Annotated in this window: 20 protein-coding genes; 7 read left to right on the forward strand and 13 right to left on the reverse strand. The window is 63.2% G+C overall.

Going from position 1 to position 25,247, the window contains the following annotated elements; genetic code table 11:
• Positions 1-73 precede the first annotated feature (73 nt).
• The 13 genes from DNK10_RS09980 to DNK10_RS10040 all read right to left on the reverse strand — a co-directional run bounded on the left by DNK10_RS09980 (position 74) and on the right by DNK10_RS10040 (position 18,717).
• The gene (locus DNK10_RS09980; protein WP_131180912.1) at positions 74-2,863 is read right to left on the reverse strand and encodes a hybrid sensor histidine kinase/response regulator; all 2,790 of its coding nucleotides are present in this window, start codon (positions 2,861-2,863) and stop codon (positions 74-76) included.
• 159 nt (positions 2,864-3,022) lie between these two features.
• Entirely contained in the window at positions 3,023-4,312 is a 1,290-nt protein-coding gene (gene purD / locus DNK10_RS09985; protein WP_131191433.1) for a phosphoribosylamine--glycine ligase, read from the reverse strand.
• A gap of 199 nt (positions 4,313-4,511) precedes the next feature.
• Positions 4,512-6,116: a bifunctional phosphoribosylaminoimidazolecarboxamide formyltransferase/IMP cyclohydrolase gene (purH, locus tag DNK10_RS09990; protein WP_131191434.1), complete on the reverse strand. Its 1,605-nt coding sequence runs from the start codon at positions 6,114-6,116 to the stop codon at positions 4,512-4,514.
• Between the two features lie 74 nt (positions 6,117-6,190).
• A complete protein-coding gene (fis, locus tag DNK10_RS09995; RefSeq protein WP_131180915.1) occupies positions 6,191-6,511 on the reverse strand; it encodes a DNA-binding transcriptional regulator Fis in 321 nt (106 codons plus the stop codon).
• Positions 6,508-7,506 carry a tRNA dihydrouridine synthase DusB gene (gene dusB / locus DNK10_RS10000; RefSeq protein ID WP_131191435.1) on the reverse strand — a complete coding sequence of 333 codons (999 nt, stop codon included), beginning with the start codon at positions 7,504-7,506 and terminating at the stop codon, positions 6,508-6,510. The genes fis and dusB overlap by 4 nt, the downstream gene beginning before the upstream one ends.
• A 202-nt stretch (positions 7,507-7,708) precedes the next feature.
• Positions 7,709-9,100, reverse strand: a complete 1,392-nt coding sequence (locus DNK10_RS10005; protein ID WP_131191436.1) for a DUF3426 domain-containing protein — start codon at positions 9,098-9,100, stop codon at positions 7,709-7,711.
• Between the two features lie 160 nt (positions 9,101-9,260).
• Positions 9,261-10,139 carry a 50S ribosomal protein L11 methyltransferase gene (gene prmA, locus DNK10_RS10010; protein ID WP_131191437.1) on the reverse strand — a complete coding sequence of 293 codons (879 nt, stop codon included), beginning with the start codon at positions 10,137-10,139 and terminating at the stop codon, positions 9,261-9,263.
• Between the two features lie 148 nt (positions 10,140-10,287).
• A complete protein-coding gene (gene accC / locus DNK10_RS10015; RefSeq protein WP_131180919.1) occupies positions 10,288-11,643 on the reverse strand; it encodes an acetyl-CoA carboxylase biotin carboxylase subunit in 1,356 nt (451 codons plus the stop codon).
• 17 nt (positions 11,644-11,660) lie between these two features.
• On the reverse strand, positions 11,661-12,113 hold the full coding sequence (accB, locus tag DNK10_RS10020; protein WP_131191438.1) for an acetyl-CoA carboxylase biotin carboxyl carrier protein: 453 nt from the start codon (positions 12,111-12,113) through the stop codon (positions 11,661-11,663).
• A 72-nt stretch (positions 12,114-12,185) separates the two neighbouring features.
• A complete protein-coding gene (gene aroQ / locus DNK10_RS10025) occupies positions 12,186-12,635 on the reverse strand; it encodes a type II 3-dehydroquinate dehydratase (RefSeq protein ID WP_131180921.1) in 450 nt (149 codons plus the stop codon).
• A 120-nt stretch (positions 12,636-12,755) separates the two neighbouring features.
• Positions 12,756-14,531 (reverse strand): protein-disulfide reductase DsbD, encoded by a 1,776-nt coding sequence (locus DNK10_RS10030; protein ID WP_165495980.1) that lies wholly within the window; start codon positions 14,529-14,531, stop codon positions 12,756-12,758.
• A gap of 349 nt (positions 14,532-14,880) precedes the next feature.
• Positions 14,881-16,845, reverse strand: a complete 1,965-nt coding sequence (locus tag DNK10_RS10035) for a methyl-accepting chemotaxis protein (protein WP_131191440.1) — start codon at positions 16,843-16,845, stop codon at positions 14,881-14,883.
• Between the two features lie 258 nt (positions 16,846-17,103).
• Positions 17,104-18,717 (reverse strand): diguanylate cyclase, encoded by a 1,614-nt coding sequence (locus tag DNK10_RS10040; protein ID WP_131191441.1) that lies wholly within the window; start codon positions 18,715-18,717, stop codon positions 17,104-17,106.
• A 350-nt stretch (positions 18,718-19,067) separates the two neighbouring features.
• On the opposite strand from DNK10_RS10040, the gene DNK10_RS10045 reads away from it, so the two are divergent.
• The 7 genes from DNK10_RS10045 (at position 19,068) to DNK10_RS10075 (ending at position 25,196) form a co-directional block, all read left to right on the forward strand.
• A complete protein-coding gene (locus DNK10_RS10045; RefSeq protein ID WP_131180925.1) occupies positions 19,068-20,135 on the forward strand; it encodes a DUF2333 family protein in 1,068 nt (355 codons plus the stop codon).
• A 3-nt stretch (positions 20,136-20,138) separates the two neighbouring features.
• On the forward strand, positions 20,139-20,678 hold the full coding sequence (locus DNK10_RS10050; RefSeq protein WP_131191442.1) for an NUDIX hydrolase: 540 nt from the start codon (positions 20,139-20,141) through the stop codon (positions 20,676-20,678).
• 111 nt (positions 20,679-20,789) lie between these two features.
• Entirely contained in the window at positions 20,790-21,161 is a 372-nt protein-coding gene (locus DNK10_RS10055; protein ID WP_131191443.1) for a translation initiation factor Sui1, read from the forward strand.
• A 278-nt stretch (positions 21,162-21,439) separates the two neighbouring features.
• A complete protein-coding gene (speA, locus tag DNK10_RS10060) occupies positions 21,440-23,353 on the forward strand; it encodes an arginine decarboxylase (protein ID WP_131191444.1) in 1,914 nt (637 codons plus the stop codon).
• Between the two features lie 345 nt (positions 23,354-23,698).
• Positions 23,699-24,148, forward strand: coding sequence for a GNAT family N-acetyltransferase (locus tag DNK10_RS10065; protein ID WP_131191445.1), 450 nt, complete (start codon positions 23,699-23,701; stop codon positions 24,146-24,148).
• The gene (locus tag DNK10_RS10070; RefSeq protein ID WP_131191446.1) at positions 24,145-24,768 is read left to right on the forward strand and encodes an FMN-dependent NADH-azoreductase; all 624 of its coding nucleotides are present in this window, start codon (positions 24,145-24,147) and stop codon (positions 24,766-24,768) included. The genes DNK10_RS10065 and DNK10_RS10070 overlap by 4 nt, the downstream gene beginning before the upstream one ends.
• Positions 24,765-25,196 carry a carboxymuconolactone decarboxylase family protein gene (locus tag DNK10_RS10075; RefSeq protein ID WP_131191447.1) on the forward strand — a complete coding sequence of 144 codons (432 nt, stop codon included), beginning with the start codon at positions 24,765-24,767 and terminating at the stop codon, positions 25,194-25,196. Before DNK10_RS10070 ends, DNK10_RS10075 begins: the two co-directional genes overlap by 4 nt.
• The last annotated feature ends 51 nt before the right edge of the window (positions 25,197-25,247 follow it).

Here is a 25,247-nt window from a genome sequence, read left to right on the forward strand (position 1 = left end):
GCATAGGCGGCGCTGTCGCGGCACGCGGAGAGCGCTCTTCAGTCAGGGCGCGAGCGGGATTCTAGCAGGCCGCTCAGGACGGGATGGTGTCGTCTTCAGGCTGGGCCTGGCGCTCGCTTACCCAGTACTCGATCAGATTGCGCAGCTGCGACAGTTCCACCGGCTTGGCCATGTGGCCGTCCATGCCGACCAGCCGTGCGCGTTCCTTGTGCTCATTGAGGATATGCGCGGTCAGCGCCACCACCGGGGTGCGCTGGCGGCGCTCGGTGATTTCCCAGGCACGCAGTTGTTCGGTCGCGGAGAAGCCGTCGAGCACCGGCATTTCGCAGTCCATCAGCACCAGGTCATAGCGTTGCGCCTTCATCGCGCTCAGGGCTTCTTCACCGTTGCTCGCCGTATCGGGCTGCACGTTGAGCTTGCCGAGCATGCCGCGGATCACCTTGGTGGAAATGCTGTTGTCTTCGGCGACGAGGATGCGGAAGTCTTCCGGCACCAGCAGCGGCGTGGTGCTGGCAGCCATGGGGGCACTTTGCCCACGCCGACGCTGGGCCAGTTCATCAGCCAGAGTGGCCTTGAGGGTGTAGCCCGCCACAGGCTTGGCGAGGATACGCTTGATACCGGCATTGCGCGCGATGATCTTGCTCGGCGCATGGCTGATGCCGGTCAGCATGATGATCAGGATGTCGTTGTTCAGGCTCGGGTCTTCCTTGATCTTCGCAGCCAGTTGCATGCCGCTCATGCCGGGCATTTCCTGATCGAGCAGCACCACGTCGAAGTATTCGCGCATATGCGCCTTGGTGCGCAGCAGCGCCAGGGCTTCCTTGCCCGAAGGCACGCTGCTGACGTTCATGCCCCAGGCGTTGCACTGCTGCAGCAGTACCTTGCGGCAGGTGTCGTTGTCGTCCACCACCAGCAGGCGGGTGCCCTGCAGCGTGCCGTCGATATCGGTGCCCGGTTGTTGCAGGCGGGCGTTGTCCAGCGGCAGGGTCAGCCACAGGGTCGAGCCCTGGTTGCCGCCGCTCTGGATACCGAACTCGCCGCCCATCAGGCGGATCAGCTGGCGGGCGATGATCAGGCCCAGGCGACCGCCAAGGCGCGTCGCAGACAGGAAATCATGGCTCTGCAATTCCGTGTTGAGCAGTGCGTCGCGCTCGCTGGCATTGAGCGGGTGACCGCTGTCCTGCACGGCGAAGCGCAGGCGCGGTTGTTCGCCACTGGTATCGAGCGCCACCACCAGCAGAATCTCGCCTTCGCTGGTCTGCTTGAAGGCGTTTTCGAGCAGGCTCAGCAGGGTCTGGCGCAGACGTGTCGGGTCGCCGCTGACGATGCGCGGCACCTGGGGCTGGATGAAGCTGATCAGCTCGATCTTTTGTAGTTCGGCCTTGGCGCGGAAGATGTCCAGGCAGTCTTCGGTCAGGGCGTTGAGGTCGAACTGCACGTCATCCAGTTCGATCTGCCCGGACTCCAGTTTGGAGATGTCGAGAATTTCGTTGATCAGGTTGAGCAGTTCGTTGCCGGAGCTGTGAATGGTCTGCACGTAGTCGCGCTGCTTCGCCGACAGTGGCGTACCGAGCAGCAGCTCGGTCATGCCCAGCACGCCGTTCATGGGGGTACGGATCTCGTGGCTGATCTTGGCCAGGAACTCGGCCTTGGCCCTCAGTTCGGCATCATTGGCGGCCAGTGCGGTTCGCGCTCGCGAGGCGGCTCGCTGCAGTTGCCGCTGATGCTCGGCCAGCGCTGCGCTGAGCACCACGCCGCTGAGGGTGGCGATGGTGAAGACGCCGATTACCAGCCAACCGGGATCGAGCTGGTCGAAGCCGAGCAGGATCGGGATGAACAGGCCAAAGCCGACGTTGAATACCAGCATGCCGCCGACGACCAACCGTGCCGACTGGTAACCGTTATGCCAGTGCACGCCGCTGACCAGCAGCACGCTCAGGGTGCCGAGGAACACCGTCAGGTACACCAGCACGCTGTACCAGAGCAGGCCGCTGATCAGAATGATCAGGCCCAGCCCCAGGGTCAGCAGCGCATGTCCCTGCAGCACCCAGTTGAGCTTGCTGCGCTGCATCGGCGTACTGCGGAAGAAGCCAAGGGCGAACGATGACAGGCAGAATGCGGCGATCAGAGCACTGATATCGGCGATCAGCGACTGGTTGTAACCGAGGCTCGGTACCCAGGCCGCCAGCATGCCCAGATTCGCCGCCGCACAGACCGCCAGGCCGGCATGCAGGCCGGCCAGCCAGAGGCTGCACGCCGAACGCATGTAGGCGAAGCGGATCAGGTTGTAGACCACCACCAGCAGCAGGGCGCCGAGCAGCGCACCAAACAGGTAGGCGGGTTTTTCCAGGCTGACCAGTTCACTCTCGTCGATGACCTTGAACCAGGCCATCAGCGGGTGGTTGGAAGTCATCCGCACATAGACTTCTCGTGCCTGCCCGTCGTTGGGCAAGGACATCAGGTAGGCGCGCGAGGGCAGCGGCCGTGAATTCAGCGGCATCGACTCGCCGGTATGTACGCTCTGCTCGACTTGCGTGCCTTGCAGCAGGTAGTAATCGAGGAACTGCACCCGCGGAGCGAACACCCACAGCCAATACGGTGCCTGGTGTTCGGGCACGTCGAAACGCAGCCAGACGGCTTTCTGGCTCTGGGGATAGGTAAAGGCGAGGTTATCGAGGGGGAGGAACTGGTTGCGCCGGCTGCGCACGTCGTTCAGATCCATCTGTGCGCCGTCGTCGATGAATACCGACCAGCCACTGGCATAAGGCGTCGTAACCCGCTGTGGTGCTGCAGTGCTCGACAGGCAGGCACCGGCCAACAGCAGGCCAACGAGTAAACCTATGGCAATCCTGAGCCGTCGCACGTGGCAATCCCTTTGAGTGATACGGCTGAATTATAGCCAGCCGTGGTGGCGCAGACTATGAACCGAGACGCTATCCTGACAGCCAGAGCACCCTGATGGTCAGCGATCCTCTGGGTATTGCCGACAGGCGGCATCGATTGATGCCGCCGTCTTGTTACATCAGTTTTCGCCGCGCTCGCGGGCGATCGCGCGGTAGCCGATATCGTTGCGGTGGAACATGCCATTCCAGCGGATCTTCTCGGCCAGCTGATAAGCCTGCCGCTGGGCGTCGGCGACGCTGGCGCCGATGGCCGTCGCACAGAGTACGCGGCCGCCGGCAGTGACGACCTGGCCATCTTTCAGCGCGGTGCCGGCATGGAATACCTTGCCTTCGAGCGTGGCGGCTTCGTCCAGGCCTTCGATCACGTCACCTTTGGCGTAATCGCCCGGGTAACCGCCGGCAGCCAGTACCACGCCTACGGTCGGGCGTGGATCCCAGGTCGCTTCGACCTTGTCCAGCGCCTTGGCCAGCGCGGCTTCGACCAGCAGCACCAGGGAAGACTCCAGACGTACCATGATCGGCTGGGTTTCCGGGTCGCCGAAACGGCAGTTGAATTCGATGACCTTGGGCTTGCCGGCTTTGTCGATCATCAGGCCGGCATACAGGAAGCCGGTGTATACGTTGCCTTCATTCGCCATGCCGCGCACGGTCGGATAGATGACTTCGTCCATCACTCGCTTGTGCACTTCAGCAGTGACCACTGGCGCTGGCGAGTAGGCGCCCATGCCACCGGTGTTCGGGCCGCTGTCGGCGTCGCCGACACGCTTGTGATCCTGGCTGGTGGCCATCGGCAGCACGTTCTCGCCGTCGACCATGACGATGAAGCTGGCTTCCTCGCCGTCGAGGAACTCCTCGATCACCACGCGCGAGCCCGCTTCACCGAAAGCGTTGCCAGCGAGCATGTCGCGCACGGCGTCTTCGGCCTCTTGCAGAGTCATGGCGACGATCACGCCCTTGCCCGCGGCCAGGCCGTCGGCCTTGATCACGATAGGGGCGCCTTTCTCACGCAGATAGGCCAGGGCTGGCTCTACTTCGGTGAAGTTCTGGTAGTCGGCGGTGGGAATCTTCTGGCGGGCCAGGAAATCCTTGGTGAAGGCCTTGGAACCTTCCAACTGGGCCGCGGCGGCGGTCGGGCCGAAGATATCCAGCTTGCGGGTGCGGAACAGGTCGACCACGCCTTTGACCAGTGGCGCTTCCGGGCCAACGATGGTCAGTTGCACGTTCTTTTCGGCGAAATCGGCCAGTGCCTGGATGTCCAACACGTCGATGGCGACGTTCTCGCATTTGGCTTCGGTGGCGGTGCCGGCGTTACCCGGGGCGACGAAGACTTTCTCTACGCGCTTGTCCTGTGCCACTTTCCAGGCCAGGGCGTGTTCACGACCGCCGCTGCCGATGATCAGTACATTCATGTCTCTCTCCCATTGGAGGCGGGCCTTGAGCCCGCGCGGTGGATAAGCGAAGCGTTATCCACCCTACGAATTTCGAGGTCGCGATGAAGCCGGTAGATGCTAGGCGCCCTGGGGTTCGACAAGCGGAGTTGCCTAGTGGCAATGAGCATTGGCGAACCTCAGGGCAACGACGCAGATGCCGGTTTCAGTGCGGCCGATTTTAGTGCCGGAAATGGCGCATGCCGGTGAACACCATGGCAATCCCTGCCTCGTCGGCGGCAGCGATCACTTCGTTGTCACGCATCGAACCACCTGGCTGGATCACTGCGGTGATACCGGCCTTGGCGGCGTTGTCGATGCCGTCGCGGAACGGGAAGAAGGCGTCGGAGGCCATCACCGCGCCGGGAACCGGCAGGCCGGCGTGTTCGGCCTTGATCGCGGCGATACGGGCGGAGTTGACGCGGCTCATCTGGCCGGCGCCGACACCGACGGTCTGGCGATTCTTGGCGTAGACGATAGCGTTGGATTTGACGAACTTGGCCACTTTCCAGGCGAAGATCAGGTCATGCACTTCCTGCTCGCTCGGCGCGCGCTGGGTGACGATCTTCAGATCGGATGCCGAGATCATGCCGATATCACGGCTCTGCACCAGCAGGCCGCCGTTGACGCGTTTGTAGTCCCAGCCCGCGGCGCGCTCGGCCGGCCACTCACCGCATTCGAGCAGACGCACGTTGGCTTTGGCGGCAACCACTTCTCGGGCCGCGGCGCTGATTTTCGGGGCGATGATCACTTCGACGAACTGACGTTCGACGATGGCCTTGGCGGTTTCGCCATCCAGCTCGCGGTTGAAGGCGATGATGCCGCCGAACGCCGATTCGGTATCGGTGGCATAAGCCAGGTCGTAGGCCTTGCGGATGCCGCCTTCGTTTTCCGGTACCACGGCCACGCCGCACGGGTTGGCGTGCTTGACGATCACACAGGCCGGTTTGACGAAGCTCTTCACGCATTCCAGCGCAGCGTCGGTGTCGGCCACGTTGTTGAACGACAGCTCCTTGCCCTGCAGCTGCACGGCGGTGGCCACGCAGGCTTCGTCGGCATGCTCGACGTAGAAAGCGGCTTTCTGGTGCGGGTTTTCGCCGTAGCGCATGTCTTGCGCCTTGATGAACTGCGTGTTGAACGTGCGTGGGAACAGGTTGCGGTCGGAGGTACTCAGGGTGTCGCGGCTCTGCTCGATGGTGCCCAGGTAGTTGGCGATCATGCCATCGTAGGCGGCGGTATGCTCGAAGGCCTTGAGGGCCAGGTCGAAGCGCTGGGCGTAGCTCAGGCCGCCGGCTTTCAGGGACTCGACGATACCGGCGTAGTCGCCGGCATTGACCACGATGGCCACGTCTTTGTGGTTCTTGGCGGCGGAACGCACCATGGTCGGGCCACCGATGTCGATGTTCTCGATGGCATCGGCCAGGTCACAGCCAGGCTTGGCCACGGTGGCGGCGAAGGGGTACAGGTTGACTGCCACCAGATCGATCGGCTTGATGCCGTGCTCGTCCATCACCGCACCGTCGAGGGCGCGACGGCCAAGGATGCCACCGTGGATTTTCGGGTGCAGGGTCTTCACCCGGCCGTCCATCATTTCCGGGAAACCGGTGTAGTCGGCCACTTCCACTGCCGCCACGCCATTGTCCTTGAGCAGCTTGTAGGTGCCGCCGGTGGAGAGAATTTCCACGTTGAGGGCAACGAGCTCGCGGGCGAATTCAAGGATGCCGGTCTTGTCAGACACGCTGATCAGCGCACGGCGGATGGGGAGGCGGGTGGTCTGGTCGGTCATTTCAGAGTCCATCAGAGCAGAGTATTAGCAAAAAAGGCGGCTTCGTTAGAGCCGCCCTTTTCGGGAATGCAGGGTCAGAGCAGGTCGTACTGCTTGAGCTTCTTGCGCAGGGTGCCGCGGTTCAGGCCGAGCAGCTCGGAGGCTTTGGTCTGGTTACCCTTCACGTAATTCATGACGGTTTCCAGCAGCGGGGCTTCCACTTCGGTGAGCACCAGGTTGTAGACGTCGGTGACGTCCGCACCTTCAAGGTGAGCGAAGTAGTTGTGCAGGGCTTTCTCGACATTGCCGCGCAGGGTCTGGCCTTCTTCGCTCGGTGTGTTGAGGTGTTGTTTCAAACTGGTGCTGTCGCTCACGGGTGCAATCCCACTTCCTAAAGTCTCGTTCAACATTGTCATGCGGCCACCCCCTCGTCGTCGTTGTAGCGATCACCGAAGAACTGGCGAACGCTTGCACACTGCGCCTCCTGGCTGTCCAAACGATTGAACTCGGCTCGGAATTCGCGGGCGCCGGGCAGCGTCGCGAGGTACCAGCCGACGTGCTTGCGGGCGATGCGCACACCCATCACATCGCCATAGAAGGCATGCAGGGCGGCCAGGTGCTCGAGCAGAATGCGTTCAATTTCGGTCAGCGCCGGGGCGGGGCAATGGGCACCGGTGCGCAGGTAATGCTCTATTTCTCTGAAAATCCATGGGCGGCCCTGGGCCGCCCGGCCGATCAGCAGGCCATCGACGCCGGTAGCGGCCAGCACATGGGCGGCCTTTTCCGGTGAGTCGATGTCGCCATTGGCCAGTACCGGGATGGATACGGCCTGCTTGATCGTGGCGATGGTGTCGTATTCGGCGTCGCCAGTGTACAGATCGGCGCGGGTGCGGCCGTGTACGGCGAGGGCGACGATACCGGATTGCTCGGCGATGCGTGCCACTTCGATACCATTCTTGTTCTGTCTGTCCCAGCCGGTGCGGATCTTCAGCGTGACCGGGACGTCGACCGCGGCCACCACCGCTTCGAGGATCGCCTGCACCAGTGGTTGATCCTTGAGCAGGGCGGAGCCGGCGGCCTTGTTGCAGACCTTCTTGGCCGGACACCCCATGTTGATGTCGATGATCTGGGCGCCCAGTTGCACGTTGGCGCGGGCTGCCTCGGCGAGCATCTGCGGATCACCGCCGGCGATCTGTACGGAGCGGGGCTCTGGATCGCCGCTGTGCATCATGCGCAGACTCGATTTACGCGTATTCCACAGGCGCACATCGCTGGTGACCATTTCCGACACCACCATGCCGGCGCCGAGACGGCGGCAGAGCTGTCGGAACGGCTGATCGGTGACGCCGGCCATGGGGGCCAGGATCAGTCGATTGGGCAATGTATAGGGGCCGATGCTTAGCGTCGACATAGGGCTTCCCTGCTCAAGAGACGTGCTGTTGAGGCCAGTAGGAGAGTGCGAAAAAGGGTAGAGATCATACCCGCTCTGAATGACCGGATAAAGGTCGTTTTGAACAAAATCTGAACAGTTGACCTGTGGTCTCCGGTCGCTCGGTCTGCTGAGTGCGTTGCAGACGGCTGCCTTCTGGCAGCCGTCTATCGGCTGGCTGCGGCTACTCCGGCGAGTGGAAGTTGAGGCTGTAGTTCACGGCGCGGGCGCCGGGATCGAGGATGTCGAGGGCGATATGGATCGGCGTTTGCGGCGGCATTTCCGCCTGGCCGGCTAGCTCACCCGCCAGGTACTCGCTGGGCTTGAAGCGGCGACTGGCGATCAACTGGCCATTAAGATCGGCGAAACGCATCTCCAGCAGCGGAAATGGCTGGGAGAAGGGCGCGCGGTTGTAAAGGATCGCGTCGACGACCAGCGCCCCGCTGAATTCCGGGTGGCTGCGCACCACCAGGTTACTGCTCTTGATCTGCCCGATATCGACCTTGGACGGCAGGCTGCAGCCGATCACCGGGCAGACTTGTTCGAACCACGGGCGGTACTGATCCTGACGTGCCAACTCGGCGTAGTGATAAATCACGTACTGACCGACCAGCGCGGTAGCCGCCAGCAGGTTGAGCAGGCCCCAGCCGAGCCAGCGCCCCCAGGGTTTGCGCTGTGGGCGCCAGTCCAGCTGCAGTGGCTCTTCTTCGAGTTCGAACAGTGCGTCGTCGCGCAGGTTCGGTTCGCTGCGTGAGCGCGCGCGCGCGGCATTCTTCTGCTTGGGCGGCTGCGGCTCATCCAGGTCGTCATCTTCGCTGGCGGGCTCGGTGGCAACGGGTTCGCCATCGCGCTGCGCGCTGAGACCGAAGGTCGGTTCGGCGTCTTCGCGCGGGGCAGTACGTTTTTTCGGTGCGTCGATCAGATCGCGAATGCCGGGTGTCTTCGGGATCGGTGGCACGTCGTCAGGTTCGCTGGTGCTTGGCGGTGGTGGTTGACCGAAGTCTGACGAGTCCAGAGGCGGCTGCTCGACGAGCGGTTCGAGCTCCAGTTTGCTGGCCGGTGAATCGTCGCGCAGCAGCGCTTCGGCCCAGCGTTCGTCATCAGCCGGCTCATCATCCTCTTCTGGCTGGTCGAAACGTGGCGTCTGTCGCGATGGTTGATCGAGTTCCAGAAACTGGCGAGACAGCTGCTGTTCCTGGGCTTCGAGCTTGGCCAGTTCTTCATCGAGATCCAGATCGTCGAGATCGAGGTCGTCATGAATCCACAGGGTTTCGTCATCGAGCTTGCTGGCAGGCTTTGCCGGCACGGCTGCTTCTGGCGCAATACTCGGTGCAGGTGCAGGTGCAGGTGCAGGTGCAGGTGCAGGTGCAGGTGCAGGTGGTGCCTTGGGCGCCGCAGGCGCGGCTGCACGCATGTCCGGGATGTTATGACCCTGCTCGCGCAACTGGCGTGCCGCATTGAACACTTGCAGGCAGGCACCGCAGCGCACCGATCCCTGGGCAATACCGAGCTGGGCCAGATTCACGCGGAAGCTGGTGCTGCAGTTCGGGCATTGGGTGACGAAACTTTCGGTCATGCGGAGTCCGGCGGCCGGTATGGCGGCGAAAACAGGGCGAGTAGTCTAACTCAACTGCCTGACGAGCCAATACTCGGCGTCAGCGGCGTCGGGCAGTTGCGACCTGCGTAGTCTGGATTGGCGCGTAATCCGGGGGAGGCCAGTCAGTCACCTTCTCTGATCAGCGGCGTACACCGCTGATGCGTACCCAGCCATCCTGCGTCGCGGTCGGGTCGAGCAGGAAGTCGGCCTCGTAGGCGGCGCGGACTTCCTCGGCCTGTTCGGCAAGGATGCCGGACAGCGCCAGGCGGCCGCCGCTTTTCACCAGGCGGGTGATCTGCGCTGCCAGGCTGACCAGCGGGCCGGCAAGAATGTTGGCCACCACGACATCCGCCGGCTCCTGAGGCAGGTCGGCCGGCAGATAGACCGGGAAGCGCGCGTCGGCGATGCCGTTGCGCCCGGCGTTGTCGCGCGAAGCTTCAAGAGCCTGAGGGTCGATATCGGTGCCGACAGCCCGTGGCGCGCCGAGCAGCAGGGCGGCGATGGCGAGAATCCCTGAGCCGCAGCCGAAGTCGAGTACGCTGCAGCCGTCCAGCTCCTGGCCGTCGAGCCACTGCAGGCACAGCGAGGTGGTCGGGTGGGTGCCGGTGCCGAACGCCAGGCCCGGGTCGAGCAGCAGGTTCACTGCGTCCGGCTCGGGCGCTTCGTGCCAGCTGGGTACGATCCATAGGCGCTGGCCGAAGCGCATCGGCGCGAAGCCGTCCATCCAGCTGCGCTCCCAGTCCTGGTCGGCAATCGCCTCGAAATGATGCTCGGGCAATTCACCGCCGGTCAGCAACTGCAGGTGAGCGCTCAGGGCGTCGGCATCGGTATCCGCTTCGAACAGCGCCAGCAGGTGGGTATTGCTCCACAACGGAGTGGTGCCCAGATCCGGTTCGAAGATCGGCTGGTCTTCGGCGTCCATGAAGGTCACCGATACCGCGCCGACTTCCAGCAGGGCGTCTTCATAGGTCGGCGCCTGCTCGGGGGTGATGGCGAGGCGCAGTTGTAACCAGGGCATGGGAAGCTCTCTTCGGGAGCAGCTTCAAGTTCAAGGCGGATGGCCGCCCCCTTCAAGCTGCAAGAAAAAGAAAGAGCGGCCTAGGCCGCTCTCTTGTGTCGCATATCGTACAGCTTGCTGCTTGAGACTTGCAGCTTGCCGCTCGATTTTAGTGCTTATCCATACCCAGTTTCTTTTCCAGGTAGTGGATATTCACGCCGCCTTCGCAGAAACCCTTGTCCACGACCAGGTCACGGTGCAGGGGCACGTTGGTCTTGATGCCGTCGACCACGATTTCTTCCAGGGCATTGCGCATGCGGGCCAGGGCCTCGTCACGGGTGGTGCCGTAGGTGATCAGCTTGCCGATCAGCGAGTCGTAGTTCGGCGGCACGGTGTAACCGCTGTACAGGTGCGAATCGACCCGCACGCCGAAACCGCCTGGCGCGTGGAAGTGCTTCACCTTGCCGGGGCAGGGCATGAAGTTGTCCGGATCCTCGGCGTTGATGCGGCACTCCAGGGCGTGGCCGAGGAGCTTCACATCTTCCTGCTTGTACGACAGCTTGTTGCCGGCGGCGATGCTGAGCATCTCCTTGACGATGTCGATACCGGTGACCATTTCGGTGACCGGGTGCTCGACCTGCACGCGGGTGTTCATCTCGATGAAGTAGAAACGACCGTCTTCGTAGAGGAACTCGAAGGTGCCGGCGCCGCGGTAACCGATCTCGATGCAGGCATCGACGCAGCGCTGCAGCACTTCGGCGCGGGCCTGCTCGTCGATCAGCGGGGCCGGGGCTTCTTCCAGCACCTTCTGGTGACGGCGCTGCAGCGAGCAGTCGCGGTCATAGAGGTGGATGGCGTTGCCCTGGCCGTCGGAGAGTACCTGGACTTCCACGTGACGCGGATTGCCGAGGAATTTCTCCAGGTAAACCATCGGGTTGCCGAACACCGAACCGGCTTCGCTGCGTGTCAGGCGGGCCGACTTGATCAGGTCTTCTTCTTTCCACACCACGCGCATGCCGCGACCACCACCGCCGCCAGCGGCCTTGATGATCACCGGGTATCCGACCTCACGGGCGATCGCCAGGGCGGTCGCTTCGTCTTCCGGCAGCGGGCCGTCGGAGCCGGGAACCACCGGTACGCCGGCCTTGATCATGGCGTGCTTGGCCGAGACCTTGTCGCCCATCAGGCGAATGGTGTCGGCTTTCGGGCCGATGAAGGCGAAACCGGAGTTTTCCACCTGCTCGGCGAAATCGGCGTTTTCCGCGAGGAAGCCGTAACCGGGGTGGATGGCGGTCGCGCCGGTGACTTCCGCGGCACTGATGATCGCCGGGATGTTCAGGTACGACAGGTTACCGGGGGCCGGGCCGATGCATACCGATTCGTCGGCCAGGGCCAGGTGCATCAGTTCGCGGTCGGCGGTGGAATGTACCGCTACGGTCTTGATGCCCAGTTCCTTGCAGGCACGCAGGATGCGCAGGGCAATCTCGCCGCGGTTGGCGATCAGGACTTTTTCCAGCTTCTGCATTACGGGTTCCCCGCGCATCAGACGATGGTGAACAGCGGTTGATCGTATTCCACCGGCTGGCCGTTCTCGACCAGGATGGATTCGATCGTGCCGCTGGTTTCGGCCTCGATGTGGTTCATCATCTTCATCGCTTCGACGATGCAGAGGATGTCGCCTTTCTTCACGCTCGAACCGATTTCAACGAAATTGCCCGAAGTTGGCGAAGCGGCACGGTAGAAGGTGCCGACCATTGGCGAACGCACCACGGTGCCGTTCAGCTTGGCAGCGGCCGGTGCAGCGGCTTCGGCAGCAACCGGGGCGGCAGCGGCAGCGACTGGAGCAGGGGCTGGCGCATAGGTAGGCTGGACGTAGGCCGGTTGCTTGCCGTGACGGCTGATGCGTACGGACTCTTCGCCTTCCTTGATTTCCAGTTCGTCGATGCCGGACTCTTCCAGCAGCTCGATCAGTTTTTTGACTTTGCGAATATCCATAGGTGTTCAACTCCCAGTCTGGTCAGGGTCGTTCAAGTTGTGCGAATGAACCGCCGCGTCATGGCGCCGGTTTCAGGTGTTTTTGCTCGCCAGGCCTTCCAGTGCCGCCTCAAGGGCCAGCCGATAACCGCTGGCGCCGAGACCGCAGATCACGCCCACCGCCACGTCGGAAAAATAGGAGTGATGCCGGAAAGGTTCGCGCTTGTGCACGTTGGAGAGGTGTACTTCGATGAATGGGATGCTCACCGCCAGCAACGCGTCACGTAATGCGACGCTGGTGTGAGTGAAGGCGGCAGGGTTGATGATGATGAAGTCGACGCCCTCGACTCTGGCGGCGTGAATACGGTCGATCAGCTCATACTCGGCATTGCTCTGCAGATGCAGCAGATGATGGCCGGCCTCGCGAGCACGTTGCTCCAGGTCGAGATTGATCTGCTCGAGGGTCGTGGCACCATAGGTGCCGGGCTCTCGGGTACCGAGCAGGTTCAAATTGGGGCCGTGCAAAACCAGTAGGGTCGACATGATCCGGGCTTCCTTCTTTTTAGCTGCGCGGACTCTGCCAGAGTTGCCGTAGGGATGTCCAGTTTTCGGGAGTAGTCGGCACGATGTCCGCATCTTTCGCCGAAGATGTGACCGAATTGCCTAAAATCGTTCTCGTGCCAGGGTCAGGCGTTCGGAAAACGCCGCGGCGTCGATCTCGCCGACCACCCGCAGATCCTGCAATTCCTTGCCGCTGCCGTCGAACAGCTGGATCGCTGGCGGGCCGAACAGCTGGTAGCGGTCGAGCAGCGCGCGTTGGGCTGCGGTGCTGTCGGTCATGTCGAAACGCACCAGGTGATAGTCGGCCAATTGCGGGCCAACCTGGGGTGAGTTGAAGACTTCACGTTCGATCTTCTTGCAACTGATGCACCAGTCGGCGTACCAGTCCAGCAGCAGCGGTTGGCCCGTGCCTTTGGCCTGCGCCAGGGCAGCATCCAGCTCGGCCGGGGTGCTGACGGTTTGCCAACTGCCGGCTGTGGCTGCGCTCGCCTGGCCGCCTGTGGGGCCGCTGCCGAGTGGGCGCAGCGGATCGTCGCGGCCTTGCAGGGCGCCTGTCCAGGCGGCCAGGGCATAGACTAGCAAGGCCAGGCCGGCGAGTTGCGCCAGTTTGCCCCGTGGGGTTTTCGAGGTGAATTCCAGGGCACCGAGGAACAGCGCGACGCCCGCCGCCAGCAGCCCCCAGAGCGCCAATGCCAGGCTGCCGGGCAGCACCCGCTCGAGCAGCCAGACCGACACCGCCAGCAGCATCACGCCAAAGGCATTGCGCACAGCGATCATCCAGGTGCCGGATTTGGGTAGCAGCGCACCACCGCCCGCGGCAAAGATCACCAGCGGGGTGCCCATTCCCAGGCCCAGCGCGAACAGTTGCAGCGCGCCACCCACGGCATCGCCGGTACTGCTTATATAGAGCAGCAGGGCGGTGAACGGTGCGGTGATGCACGGTGAAACGATCAGGCTGGAGAGCACGCCCAGAGTCGCGGCGCCTGCCAGAGTGCCGCCCTGGGTCTGCGCCGCCTTGCGATCCAGACGCTCGCGGATGAAGGCTGGCAGGCGCAGTTCGAATACGCCGAACATGGCCACGGCGAAGAGCGCGAAGAACAGCGCGAACGGCACCAGAATCCACGGCGATTGCAGCATCGCCTGCAAGTTGAGCTTGGCGCCGAACAGGCCCATCAACGCGCCGAGTGCGGCATAGCAGGCGGCCATTGGCAGTACGTAAGCCAGCGACAGCGCCAGCCCACGTCCCTTGCTCGGGCGTCCGCGCAGCACTACACTGGAGAGGATCGGCAGCATGGGCAGTACGCAGGGGGTGAAGGTCAGCGTCAGGCCCGCAGCGAACATCAGCGCCAGATCGACCCAGCTCCAGCCCGCCTTGGCCTGCACCGTGCCGCTTTCGGCGCTGGCAACGCCACCATTGATCGCCAGCGTCTCGGTTTCCGGCGGATAGCACAGGCCCTTGTCGGCGCAGCCCTGGTAGGTGACGGTCAGATTGAGCGGGCGATTGTCCGGGTTGTTGAGTGGTACCTCGATATCCAGTACTTCGTAGAACACCTGCACGTCGCCGAAATACTCGTCGGTCTTGTGCAGGCCGTCCGGCAGTTCCACGGGAACGCCAGCCAGCTCGGCGGGCTCGACCTTGAACTTGAACTGGTGGCGATACAGGTAATAGCCCTCGGCCGCGACGAAGCGCAGGGTCGCCGAGTTCGGCGAGCTGTCCACCAGGCTCAGTTTGAACGCCTCGCGTACGGGCAGAAAATCCGCGCTGTTGTTCAGCGGCTGGCCGAGAGGTGCGGCGTTCGGGCGGCTGTCGAAAACGCCAGCGCCGGCGGGCAGGACGACGAGCAACAGCAGCAGGCAGAGGAAACGTGACATGGGCATCTCGTGCGGCGTGAATCGCGTCATGATAACGGAGCCGGCGAGCCATGCCATGGGGCGTGCTGTAAGAGGCCGTTGCGCTGGCCGGAAGATGCTTGGCCTGGCGGATGACTGCTGCGGCATAAGGCCGCGTAGGCGGAAGGTTCAAGGAGGAAGCGGCCGGTCGAAATTTGTATCGGATGTGCCGGCCAAATGTCGGATTACGCTTCGCTAGGCTACGCGCCCCGATCCAGCTTACGGGATCCATGGCGCGAACGTAGCCTGGATTAGCCGCAGGCGTAATCCGGGGCCGAAGGCCTGATCCTTCGTGTAACGCGAATCATCGACCGGCCGCTATCGCTTTTTTCTCCCCCTACACGCGAAACGCCTGTACCGCCTGATTCAACTGCCCACTCAATTCCTGCAATTCGCCGCTCTGGGCGCGGCCCTGGCCGATGCGTTGCAGGTTGTCGCCGCCCAGTTGGTGGATGCGTTCGCTATGGTCACGGATTTCGCTGACCGCGCTGCCCTGGTAGGCGGTGGCGTCGGCGATTCGCCCGGCCATGCTGGTGATGGTGCGGATCGCGCTGACGATTTCATCCAGGGCGCCGTCGGCAGTGCGGGCCTGGTCAGCCGTGGCTTCGGCGTGTTCGACCTGGCTGCGCATCGCCACCAAGGATCCGTTGGCGGCTTTCTGAAGGCGGCCGATCACGTCCTGAATCTGTGTAGTGGCCGAGCTGGTGCGCAGTGACAGCGAACGTACTTCGTCCGCCACCACGGCAAAGCCGCGACCGGCCTCGCCAGCACGAGCTGCTTCGATGGCGGCATTGAGGGCGAGCAGGTTGGTCTGTTCGGCGATGCTGTGGATAACCGTCAGCACGCTGCCAATGGTGCCCGTCTCTTCGGCCAGGCGCTCGATGGCCTGGGCGTTACCCTGTACTTCCTCGACCAGCGCATGCAGGCCGGTCAGGCTGTTGCCGATGACCTGCTGGCCCTGCGCCAGGGCGCGGTCGGCGTCGCGGCTGGCGGTTGCCGTCTGGCTGGCATCGTCGGCGACCTGAAGGATGGTCGCTTCCAGTTCGCCGAGCGCGTCGCGAATCTGTGCGGTATCGCTGGCCTGGCGTTCGGCGCCGTCGTGCAGGCCGCCGCTGAGGTCGGCCAGGGTGCGGCTGGAGGCCGAGACCTGCCCGGCGTGCTGGTGGATGGTGCCGACCAGATCGACCAGATAGGCGCGCAGGCGATTCAGCGATTCCTCGATATCACGCAGCTCGCGGGTATTGGTGGCCAGGTGAACCTCGCGGCTGAAGTCGCCCGAGGCCCAGGCCGAGAGTGCCGGCACCAGTCGTTCGAGCAGGCGGCTGAGGCGGCGCTGCAGGGTGTCGATGATCAGCGCGATGAGCAGGATCAGCGCAACCATGGCACCGAGGATCAGGCGCACTTCGCCTTGGATGCGGCCATGCTCGGCACGCACTTGCGGTTCCAGCGTGGTGAAGGACTGCTGCACCGCATCCAGCCGTGCGCGGGTGGCGGCCGCCAGCTGGCCGCGCTGTTCGATCAGGGTACGGGTGCGCGCCAGTTCCCCCGGGTAGCGGCCAAGCAGGCTGTTGAGTTCACGTTTCAAGGCGATGCCGCGATCTTCCGCCTCGGCCTCCTGGCTATCGCTGTCCAGGCCCAGCAGCGAGGCGAAGGCACTGCCGCCAGACGTGGCTTCATCGGCGACACCGAGCAGCGCCAGGCCGTCGAGAGCCTTTGCCTGCTCCTGCAATGACTGCACTTCACGTTCCACGTCCGCTGCCAGTTCGCTACGCCCGCTGCTGACCAGCTTGTCTCGGGCCAGAGCCAGGCGTGCGAGATGTTGGGACGCTTCGAACAGTGGGTGGCGATAGGCTTGCGCCGTCTCGCCCTGACCCTCGTCGGCGTATCGGGCGATCTGCGACAGGACGCCGGCCATCTCCCGCTCCGCCTGAATCAGCAGGCCCTGAGGATCACCGGACAGCTTGCCGGCGGCGAGCAATTCGTCTGCGGCAAAGGTTTTCAACTCACCCAGGCTGTTCACGAGGTCACCAGCGAGGTCGGCAGGCAACTGCGCGACGTTCTGCTGCAGGGCATCGAGGCTCTGCAGAGCGGCGCTGTGGCGCAAGGCGTCGCCGCTGTCCAGGTAACCGAGGATGTTGCCCGCGGCTTCACGCTGAAAGTGTTGGGAAAGGCCCAGGTACTGCTCCATCAGTACATAAGGGCGCTCCAGTGCCCGTTGTGACCACCATAGCGTGCAGGCCAGGGCGATACCGACGCCGACCAGCAGCAGGGTATTGAGATTGGTGAGCGATTTAAGGCGCATGGGACTCGACCGACGACTGAACGGTGATGGCACTGCGCCATGCAGTGCGGCGGTGTCGGTACGTTATTGCGACTTCATGACAGTGGTATGACGCTGTGGGAATCAAGCCAGGCCGTAGGGTGGACAACGCTCTTTTTGTCCACCATTGCGATTGCGGAGTGGTGGACGGGTCGGGCCGCGTAGGTAGAGCGTCAGCTACGCGCCCCGATCCACCCTACGAAGGGCCGCTACCGCCTTGTTGAGGACGGATCCGTTACCTCAGCCGTAGACCTCGACACGATTGCGGCCGCCATTCTTGGCGCGGTACAGCGCCTCGTCAGCACGCTGTGACAGGTGCTTGTTGTCCAGGCCGTCGCGCAGTTCGGCGATGCCACAGCTAAATGTGCAACTGAGATCCTGGGGCTGTGCGGGGTAATGGATTTCGGCGAAGCGTCTGCGCACTTCGTCGAGCACTTTGGCGGCCGTGCGTGCGTCAGTGTTGGGCATCACCACGGCGAATTCCTCACCGCCATAACGGCCGATGCAGTCGCTCTTGCGCAGCCGCTGCTTGAGAAATAGCGCCAGGCTCTTGATCACCCGGTCGCCCATGGGGTGGCCATAGTTGTCATTGACCTTCTTGAAGAAGTCGATATCGAGCATGGCGAAGCTCAACGGTTGTCCGTCGCGCTGGGCACGGAAACGGGCATCTTCGAGCAACTGCAGGGTGTGGGTGTGGTTGAACAGACCGGTGAGGCTGTCGCGCACCATGCGCGCCTTGAGGTTGCGTGCACGGTCGGCGCGGTTGCGCACGGTGGCGATCAGGTGGCGCGGCTTGATCGGTTTGGTGAGGAAGTCGTCGCCGCCTTCGCTCATGGCGTCGAGCTGCTTGTCGAGGTCGTCCTCGGCGGACAGGTAGATGATCGGCACGCTGACATAGCGGTCGTTGTGGCGAATCACCTTGGCCAGCTCGGTGCCGCTACAGGCGGGCATGTACATGTCGAGGATGATCAGATCCGGCTGGAACTCGGCCAGTTCGGCCATGGCCTGGATCGGTTCGGTAAGGGTGCGGGTGACGATGCCGGCACTGTTCAGCACTCGCTCGGTATGGGTGGCCTGGGCACGAGAGTCATCGACGATCAGCACGCGATAGGGCTCGTACTGGGCGACATGAGTCAGCACCTCGATGCGTTCCAGCAGGCTGGAAGCGTCCAGCGTCCCGGTGAAGAACTCGCGGCCGCCGGCGCGCACGGCGGCCAGGCGGGTCGGGGTGTCGGTGTCTTCATGGCTGTAGAACAACAGCGGGATTTTTTCCTGCAGCCCTTCCTGTACGCCTTGGGCCAGAAGCAGGCCGTTGCCCCTGCCGGCAAAGTCGATTTCCATGAGGATGGCCGCCGGGTGGCGTTCGAGCATGGCGGCGCGAAAGGCGTTGGCGGTGTCCAGCGGCAGGGCGTTCATGCCGAAGAACTCCAGCTGCTGAGCCAGGCGCTCGGCGCGCTCCAGGTGTTGCAGGGCCAGATAAACCGGTTTGCGCAGTGGCGGCAGGGCGGTCTGTTCGAAGCGGTCGCCATGGCGCAGGCCGGTACGCGACAGGCGCTGCATCTGTTGATTGAGCTCGCTGATCACCTCGCTGTTGAGGCGCCCGCGGTTGGCAACCACAGCGCTCAGGCAGGCGACGATGCGCTGAGCCAGGTCACGGTGCTCGGTCTGATCGAAGCGCTCGGCATAGCGCTGCAGCAGTTGCGCCGCCTCGTGCAGCTCCTGCATGCCGGCGTCGTTCCATTCGGCGCGCTGCAGGCGCTGCCAGACTTCCAGAACCTGGCGGGCCTGGTGGATGACGCGCTGGGCAAAATGCTGCTTGAGCCGGTCGCGGCTGGGATCTTCGTGCTCGGTCATTTGGCCTTTAATCTGCGTGTGGCGGCGAATCGCTACCGAGTGGTGGCGCCATGCTATCACCGGATGATTATTTTGCCATTCCTTTGCCCTCAATGCTGTGAATCGTCCCGCACGCCGGGGGATGGTGCCCAGGCAGCCTTATGCCGACCGGCCGGCAAGGTGATGGTTCCGGAGCCTGTCATCCACTGTCACGTCGTGAACAGGTTGTCACGCTGCGCAGCGGGGCAGCCTTCCCTTATAGTGAACGGCGTAGGCTCGATAACGGACTCGCTGGATCGCAAGTATTAGCGCAACCCTGCTACCGCCCTGTGGTCGAAGCCCTGTATGTCGCAGATCAAAGGATAATCGCCATGCTCGATTGGAAGAACCGCACCTCTGGCACGCACAGTGCTGACGATGGCGCATCAGTTGGATCACGCCGTCGCACCGGAGGTCGGCTCGGCGGGATCATTGCCGGCTTGCTGGGTATTTACCTGCTGGTGGCGCTGATCGTCGGCTGGTACTGGAGTCAGGAGCCGGACATGTTCCCGGTGCAGCAGCGCGTGCAGGCGGCAGCCGAAAGCAGCCAGCGCCAGGTGGTCAGCGGTTACACCACGGTGGAAACGCTCAAGCAGGTCGCCGAGACCCTGCTCGACAAGCCGGGCGGTTATCTGTCCAACGATCTGGCTCCGCCGGGCCTGTGGCTCGACAACATGCCGAGCTGGGAATACGGCGTGCTGGTGCAGGTGCGTGATTTCTCCCGTGCATTGCGCAAGGACTTCGCCCGTTCGCAGTCGCAGTCGACCGAGGATGGCGATCTGGCCCGGGCCGAGCCGCGTTTCAACTTCGACCATCGCAGCTGGGCGCTGCCGGCCGCCGAATCGGAGTATCGCGAGGGCCTCAAATCCCTGGATCGCTACCTGGCTCGTCTGTCCGAACCTGGCCAGAGCGGTGCGCGCTTCTATACCCGTGCCGACAACCTGAACAACTGGTTCGGCGATGTCGCCACCCGCCTCGGCTCGCTGTCGCAGCGGCTGTCGGCCAGCGTTGGCCAGGTACGCCTGAATACCGAAGTCACCGAGGCCGATCAGCTGGGACAGGGCGAAGTGCCGGAAGTCACCGAGCGCGCCTACGAAACGCCGTGGCTGCAGATCGACAACGTGTTCTACGAAGCGCGCGGTCAGGCCTGGGCACTGTCGCATCTGCTGCGTGCCGTCGAGGTGGACTTCGCCGATGTGCTGGCGAAGAAGAACGCCACCGTCAGCGTACGGCAGATCATCCGTGAGTTGGAGGCGGCCCAGGCCACCCTGTGGAGCCCCATGGTGCTCAATGGCAGTGGTTACGGCATCCTCGCCAACCACTCGCTGGTCATGGCCAACTACATCTCGCGTGCCAACGCCGCGGTGATCGACCTGCGTCAGCTGCTGTCCCAGGGCTGAGGCATGTCGATCAGTGCCGCAGAGGTGGCGCATCGCGCCGCCTCGGACGCCGAACTGGTTGCCTGGGTCGACGAACAGGATCGCCTGCTCGGCCAATTGCCCCGTGCCGAGCTGCGTGCCCGTGGTCTGATCGGCCGGGGTACCTTCATTCTGCTATTCAACAGCCTTGGTGAGTTGTGCGTGCACCAACGCACCCTGAGCAAGGCGATCTACCCCGGTTACTGGGACGTGGCCGCGGGCGGCATGGTGGCGGCGGGGGAGGATTACGCCACTTCGGCAGCTCGCGAGCTGGCTGAGGAACTGGGGATCTTCGGGGTTGCGCTGCGTGAACATGGGCGCTTTCGTTTCGCCCGGGCGGACAATCAGCTATGGGGCGCGGTGTTCTCCGCCGTGTCCGATGCGCCGCTGGTTCTGCAGCCGGAAGAAGTGTCGAGCGCTCGCTTCATCAGTCTCCAGGCGGTCTTGCAGGACAGCGGACACAGGGACTATTGCCCGGATTCGTTGCAGGCGCTGCAGCTTTACCTGGCGAGTTCCCCGTCCTGATCGAACCAGCCGGTCGCCAATTCGTCAGGCCATGGCGCATTTGGGTTCTTAGCATGGCTCGGCTTTGTCGTTAAACTGCGCCGCTTCGCCAATCCACTGAGGAAAAACGCGGTGGCCAAGAAAACCTCCTCATTCGCCGGTCTCGGTGGCCTGGTGTATTCCACTGACGCCGGGCGACATTGTCCTGATTGTGGGCAGCCAGTGGATGCCTGCACCTGCTCGGGCACGGCCATCCCGGAAGGCGATGGCATTGCCCGGGTGCGCCGCGAGACCAAAGGCCGCGGTGGCAAGACGGTGACCACCATCAGCGGCGTGCCGCTGGCCGAAGAGCCGCTCAAGGAGCTGGCATCGGTGCTGAAGAAGCGCTGCGGTTGTGGCGGCTCTCTGAAGGACGGGGTGATCGAGATCCAGGGTGACCACGTGGAGTTGCTGCTCGCCGAGCTGCTCAAACGCGGTTTCAAGGCCAAGAAATCCGGCGGCTGATTGCCGCCGAGCAGGTTGTGTGAAAACGTAGCGAGCGAAGGTCAGGCAAGGCAAAAAACGGCGAAAAAGCGCAGTTTACGAGCTGTAAATGAGCATTTTGAGCCGGTTTTTAACGCTGCATGACCGAGCGCAGTAGTTTTCACACAGCCTGGAAAGGCAACTTTCTAAACTTACCGATGGCTCGGCCAGTCCACTGCCGAGCAATCGTCATTTCCAGGCTCTATGCTCGGTCGACCTTATTCGACCGCATCAGCCCATTCGCTACAGGGGAAACCTCGATGGCCGCACGACGCACACGCAAGGACGATGGAAGCCAATGGACAGTGGCCGACAGCCGCAGTGTCTATGGCATCCGCCATTGGGGCGCGGGTTATTTCTCGATCAACGATGCGGGCCGCGTCGAAGTACGTCCCAACGGGCCGGATAGCACGCCCATCGACCTCTTTGAACAGGTTGCCGAGCTGCGCCAGAGCGGCCTGTCGCTGCCCTTGCTGGTGCGCTTTCCGGACATTCTGCAGGATCGCGTGCGCAAGCTGACCGGCGCCTTCGACGCCAGTATCGCGCGCCTGGAATACGGCAATCGCTACACCGCGCTGTACCCGATCAAGGTCAATCAGCAGGAAGCGGTGGTGGAAAACATCATCGCCACCGAGAACGTCTCCATCGGTCTGGAAGCCGGTTCCAAGCCGGAGCTGCTGGCCGTGCTGGCCTTGGCGCCGAAGGGTGGCACCATCGTCTGCAACGGTTACAAGGATCGCGAGTTCATCCGCCTTGCGCTGATCGGCCAGAAACTCGGCCATAACGTGTTCATCGTGATCGAGAAGGAATCGGAAGTCGCCTTGGTGATCGAGGAGGCGGCGGAGCTCAAGGTCGCACCGCAAATCGGCCTGCGCGTGCGCCTGTCGTCCCTGGCGTCCTCCAAGTGGGCCGACACCGGTGGCGAGAAATCCAAGTTCGGCCTGTCGGCGGCGCAACTGCTGTCGGTGGTCGAGCGCTTCCGCAAGGCCGGTCTGGATCAGGGCATCCGTCTGCTGCATTTCCATATGGGCTCGCAGATCGCCAACATCGCCGACTACCGCAAGGGCTTCCGTGAAGCCATCCGTTATTACGGTGAGCTGCGCGCGCTCGGCCTGCCGGTCGACCACATCGACGTCGGCGGCGGCCTCGGGGTGGACTACGACGGCACCCACTCGCGCAACGCCAGCTCCATCAACTACGACATGGAAGACTACGCCGACGCTGTGGTCGACATGCTCAAGGAGTTCTGCGACCGCCAGGAAATCCCGCACCCGCACATCTTCTCGGAAAGCGGCCGGGCAATGACCGCGCACCATGCGGTGCTGCTGGTGCAGGTGACCGATGTCGAGCGTCACAACGATGACGTGCCCGTCATCGATCCAGGTCAGGAACGCCCGGAAGTGCTGCAGGTACTGATCGACCTGCTCGACGACAGCGACCCGGAAATGGTCGCCGAAACCTACTGGCGCGCCACCCACTATGTCAGCGAAGTGGCTGCGCAGTATTCCGCCGGCAAGCTCGATCTGCCGCAGAAGGCCCTGGCCGAGCAATGCTACTTCGCCATCTGCCGCCGCCTGTACAACCAGCTCAAGGCCCGCCAGCGCTCCCATCGTCAGGTGCTCGACGAACTCAACGACAAGCTGGCCGACAAGTACATCTGCAACTTTTCGGTATTCCAGAGCCTGCCGGATACCTGGGCCATCGGCCAGATCCTGCCGATCCTGCCGCTCAATCGCCTGGATGAAGAACCGCTGCGCCGCGCCGTGCTGCAGGATCTGACCTGCGACTCGGACGGCAAGATCAACCAGTACGTCGACGAGCAGTCCATCGAGACCAGCCTGCCGGTGCACGAGCTGCGCGACGGCGAGGACTACGTGCTGGGCATCTTCCTGGTCGGTGCCTACCAGGAAATTCTCGGCGACATGCACAACCTGTTCGGTGACACCGATTCGGTGAACATCTACCAGAACCAGGACGGCAGCATCTACCACGCCGGTATCGAAACCCACGACACCATCGAGGACATGCTGCGCTACGTGCACCTGTCGCCCGAGGAGCTGATGACCCACTACCGCGACAAGGTGGCCAGCGCCAGGATCACCGTGCGCGAGCGTACCCAGTTCCTCGATGCCCTGCGTCTGGGCCTGACACGCTCCTCGTACCTGTCGTACTGAGAACCGCTGAGCCATGGGAGCGCCGCCCTTGAGGTGGTGAGGTTGTGGCCATGCCGCGAAACCGCGTCATGGTCACGCATCGCCGCGAGGGCGCGGCTTCTACGGGGTCGCGTGAACACCGTCGCGACTTCGCTTGCCAGCGATGCGCTGGTGGCAGTTCTGCAAATTGCGTTGCCAATCGCCGGCAAGGCCAGGCGTCCCGCGCCTCCTGCAACCTGTAGTCGTCTTGCAATGCCATGTTTGCCGGATCTCACTAATGGATCAGTGGCTTTTACCAATCTTGGCTCTATAGGCAGAGCCATCACCGCTTTAAAGTAGCGTCCATCTCTTCTCGAGGACGCCAACATGTCTAGCCCTATCACCCTTCGTGCCGTGGAAGACGAGGTTCAATGCCTTGGCTGTTTCCCGGTCATGCGTGAACTCCGTCCCCATCTCGAAGACGCTCAGGCATTCGTCCGTCAGGTGCTGCGCCAGGCCGATCAGGGCTACCGTCTGCTCGCCGCCTGGCGAGGTGATGAGGTGGTCGCACTGGCCGGTTACCGGCTGCAGGAAAACACCCTCTACGGGCGCTTCGTATATATCGACGATCTGGTCACCCGCGCCGATGAGCAGCGTAGCGGCGTCGGCCAACAGCTGATCGAGGCGGTGCGCGCCGAGGCGACCGATATGGGGTATGCCCATCTGGTTCTGGATACCGGTTTGGGCAATGCCCTGGCCCAGCGCTTCTATTTTCGACAGGGCTTGCTGGCTCGCGGCATGCACTTCGTTCAATCGCTCAAGGGAGTTCGCGCATGAAGCATATCCTGTTGCTCGAATGCAGCCCGCACCGGCAGAACGCCAGCGGCAGTCGGCTGGCCCGTCAGTTGGTGGCCCGGCGCTGGCCCGCGGCCGAGGTGATCGAGCGTGATTTGGCAGGTGAGCCGCTACCGCCGCTGAGCGTCGAGTACGTGTCGGCGCTGACCGGTTCGGCACCCTTCGATGATCCCGCCTTCGCCTGCTCCGAGGCATTGATCGCTGAACTGGAAGCCAGCGATTGCCTGATCATCGCCACGCCGATGCACAATTTCTGCGTGCCGGCCGCGCTCAAGCTGTGGATCGATTATGTATTGCGCATCCACCGCAGTTTCGCCGCCACGCCTCAGGGCAAAGTCGGCCTGCTGCAGGATCGCCCGACCCTGGTGCTGGTCAGTGCTGGCGGTTTCTACCAGGGCGAGCGGGCACGTCAGCCGGATTTCCTCACCGCCTATTTGCGCCATGTGCTGAGTACGCTGGGCATCACCCAGGTCGAGTTCGTCCACCTGCAGGGTCTGGCGCACGGTGCCGAATCGGCGAGTGCCGCGTTGGATAGCGCGCTGACGCAACTGGAACGAACTGCATATTTTCCTCTCAACCTCTCCACGGAGATCGCCTCATGAGCACCTTGCGCATGCCTTACAGCCAACTGTCGCCGGAAGCCTACAAAGGCCTGCTGACTACCAAGAATGCCCTGGTTGCCAGCAGCCTGGGGCTGCCGCTGATCGAGCTGGTCTACCTGCGCATCTCGCAGATCAACGGCTGCGCCTTCTGCCTGGAAATGCACGCCAAGGCCCTGCGCCAGGGCGGAAGCGCAGAAACCAAGCTGGACAGCCTGGCCGGCTGGCGCGTCAGCACGCAGTTCAGCGACGCCGAGCGTGCCGCCCTGGCCTGGGCCGAAGCGCTGACCGACGTGGCGCAGACTCATGCGCCGGACGAAGTGTTCGAGCCGCTCAAGGCGCATTTCGACGATGCGCAGATCAGCGACCTGACCTTCGCCATCTCGCTGATGAACGCGTTCAATCGTCTGGCGATAGGCATGCGCCAGTAGTGCGCGGATGCTAAAAGGCGGAAGCGGACGGTCGTAGGATGGGTGAAACCC

This window comes from Phytopseudomonas daroniae, from assembly GCF_004327275.1.
In the GTDB taxonomy this organism is placed as follows: Bacteria; Pseudomonadota; Gammaproteobacteria; order Pseudomonadales; family Pseudomonadaceae; genus Aquipseudomonas; species Aquipseudomonas daroniae.

Coding starts and splice junctions, on each gene's coding strand:
- purD (WP_131191433.1), bottom strand. CDS start 4,312: ATGAATGTACTGATCATCGGCAGCGGCGGTCGTGAACACGCCCTGGCC.
- purH (WP_131191434.1), bottom strand. CDS start 6,116: ATGACCGACCAGACCACCCGCCTCCCCATCCGCCGTGCGCTGATCAGC.
- fis (WP_131180915.1), bottom strand. CDS start 6,511: ATGACAATGTTGAACGAGACTTTAGGAAGTGGGATTGCACCCGTGAGC.
- dusB (WP_131191435.1), bottom strand. CDS start 7,506: ATGTCGACGCTAAGCATCGGCCCCTATACATTGCCCAATCGACTGATC.
- DNK10_RS10005 (WP_131191436.1), bottom strand. CDS start 9,100: ATGACCGAAAGTTTCGTCACCCAATGCCCGAACTGCAGCACCAGCTTC.
- prmA (WP_131191437.1), bottom strand. CDS start 10,139: ATGCCCTGGTTACAACTGCGCCTCGCCATCACCCCCGAGCAGGCGCCG.
- accC (WP_131180919.1), bottom strand. CDS start 11,643: ATGCAGAAGCTGGAAAAAGTCCTGATCGCCAACCGCGGCGAGATTGCC.
- accB (WP_131191438.1), bottom strand. CDS start 12,113: ATGGATATTCGCAAAGTCAAAAAACTGATCGAGCTGCTGGAAGAGTCC.
- aroQ (WP_131180921.1), bottom strand. CDS start 12,635: ATGTCGACCCTACTGGTTTTGCACGGCCCCAATTTGAACCTGCTCGGT.
- DNK10_RS10030 (WP_165495980.1), bottom strand. CDS start 14,531: ATGCCCATGTCACGTTTCCTCTGCCTGCTGCTGTTGCTCGTCGTCCTG.
- DNK10_RS10035 (WP_131191440.1), bottom strand. CDS start 16,845: ATGCGCCTTAAATCGCTCACCAATCTCAATACCCTGCTGCTGGTCGGC.
- DNK10_RS10040 (WP_131191441.1), bottom strand. CDS start 18,717: ATGACCGAGCACGAAGATCCCAGCCGCGACCGGCTCAAGCAGCATTTT.
- DNK10_RS10045 (WP_131180925.1), top strand. CDS start 19,068: ATGCTCGATTGGAAGAACCGCACCTCTGGCACGCACAGTGCTGACGAT.
- DNK10_RS10050 (WP_131191442.1), top strand. CDS start 20,139: ATGTCGATCAGTGCCGCAGAGGTGGCGCATCGCGCCGCCTCGGACGCC.
- speA (WP_131191444.1), top strand. CDS start 21,440: ATGGCCGCACGACGCACACGCAAGGACGATGGAAGCCAATGGACAGTG.
- DNK10_RS10065 (WP_131191445.1), top strand. CDS start 23,699: ATGTCTAGCCCTATCACCCTTCGTGCCGTGGAAGACGAGGTTCAATGC.
- DNK10_RS10070 (WP_131191446.1), top strand. CDS start 24,145: ATGAAGCATATCCTGTTGCTCGAATGCAGCCCGCACCGGCAGAACGCC.
- DNK10_RS10075 (WP_131191447.1), top strand. CDS start 24,765: ATGAGCACCTTGCGCATGCCTTACAGCCAACTGTCGCCGGAAGCCTAC.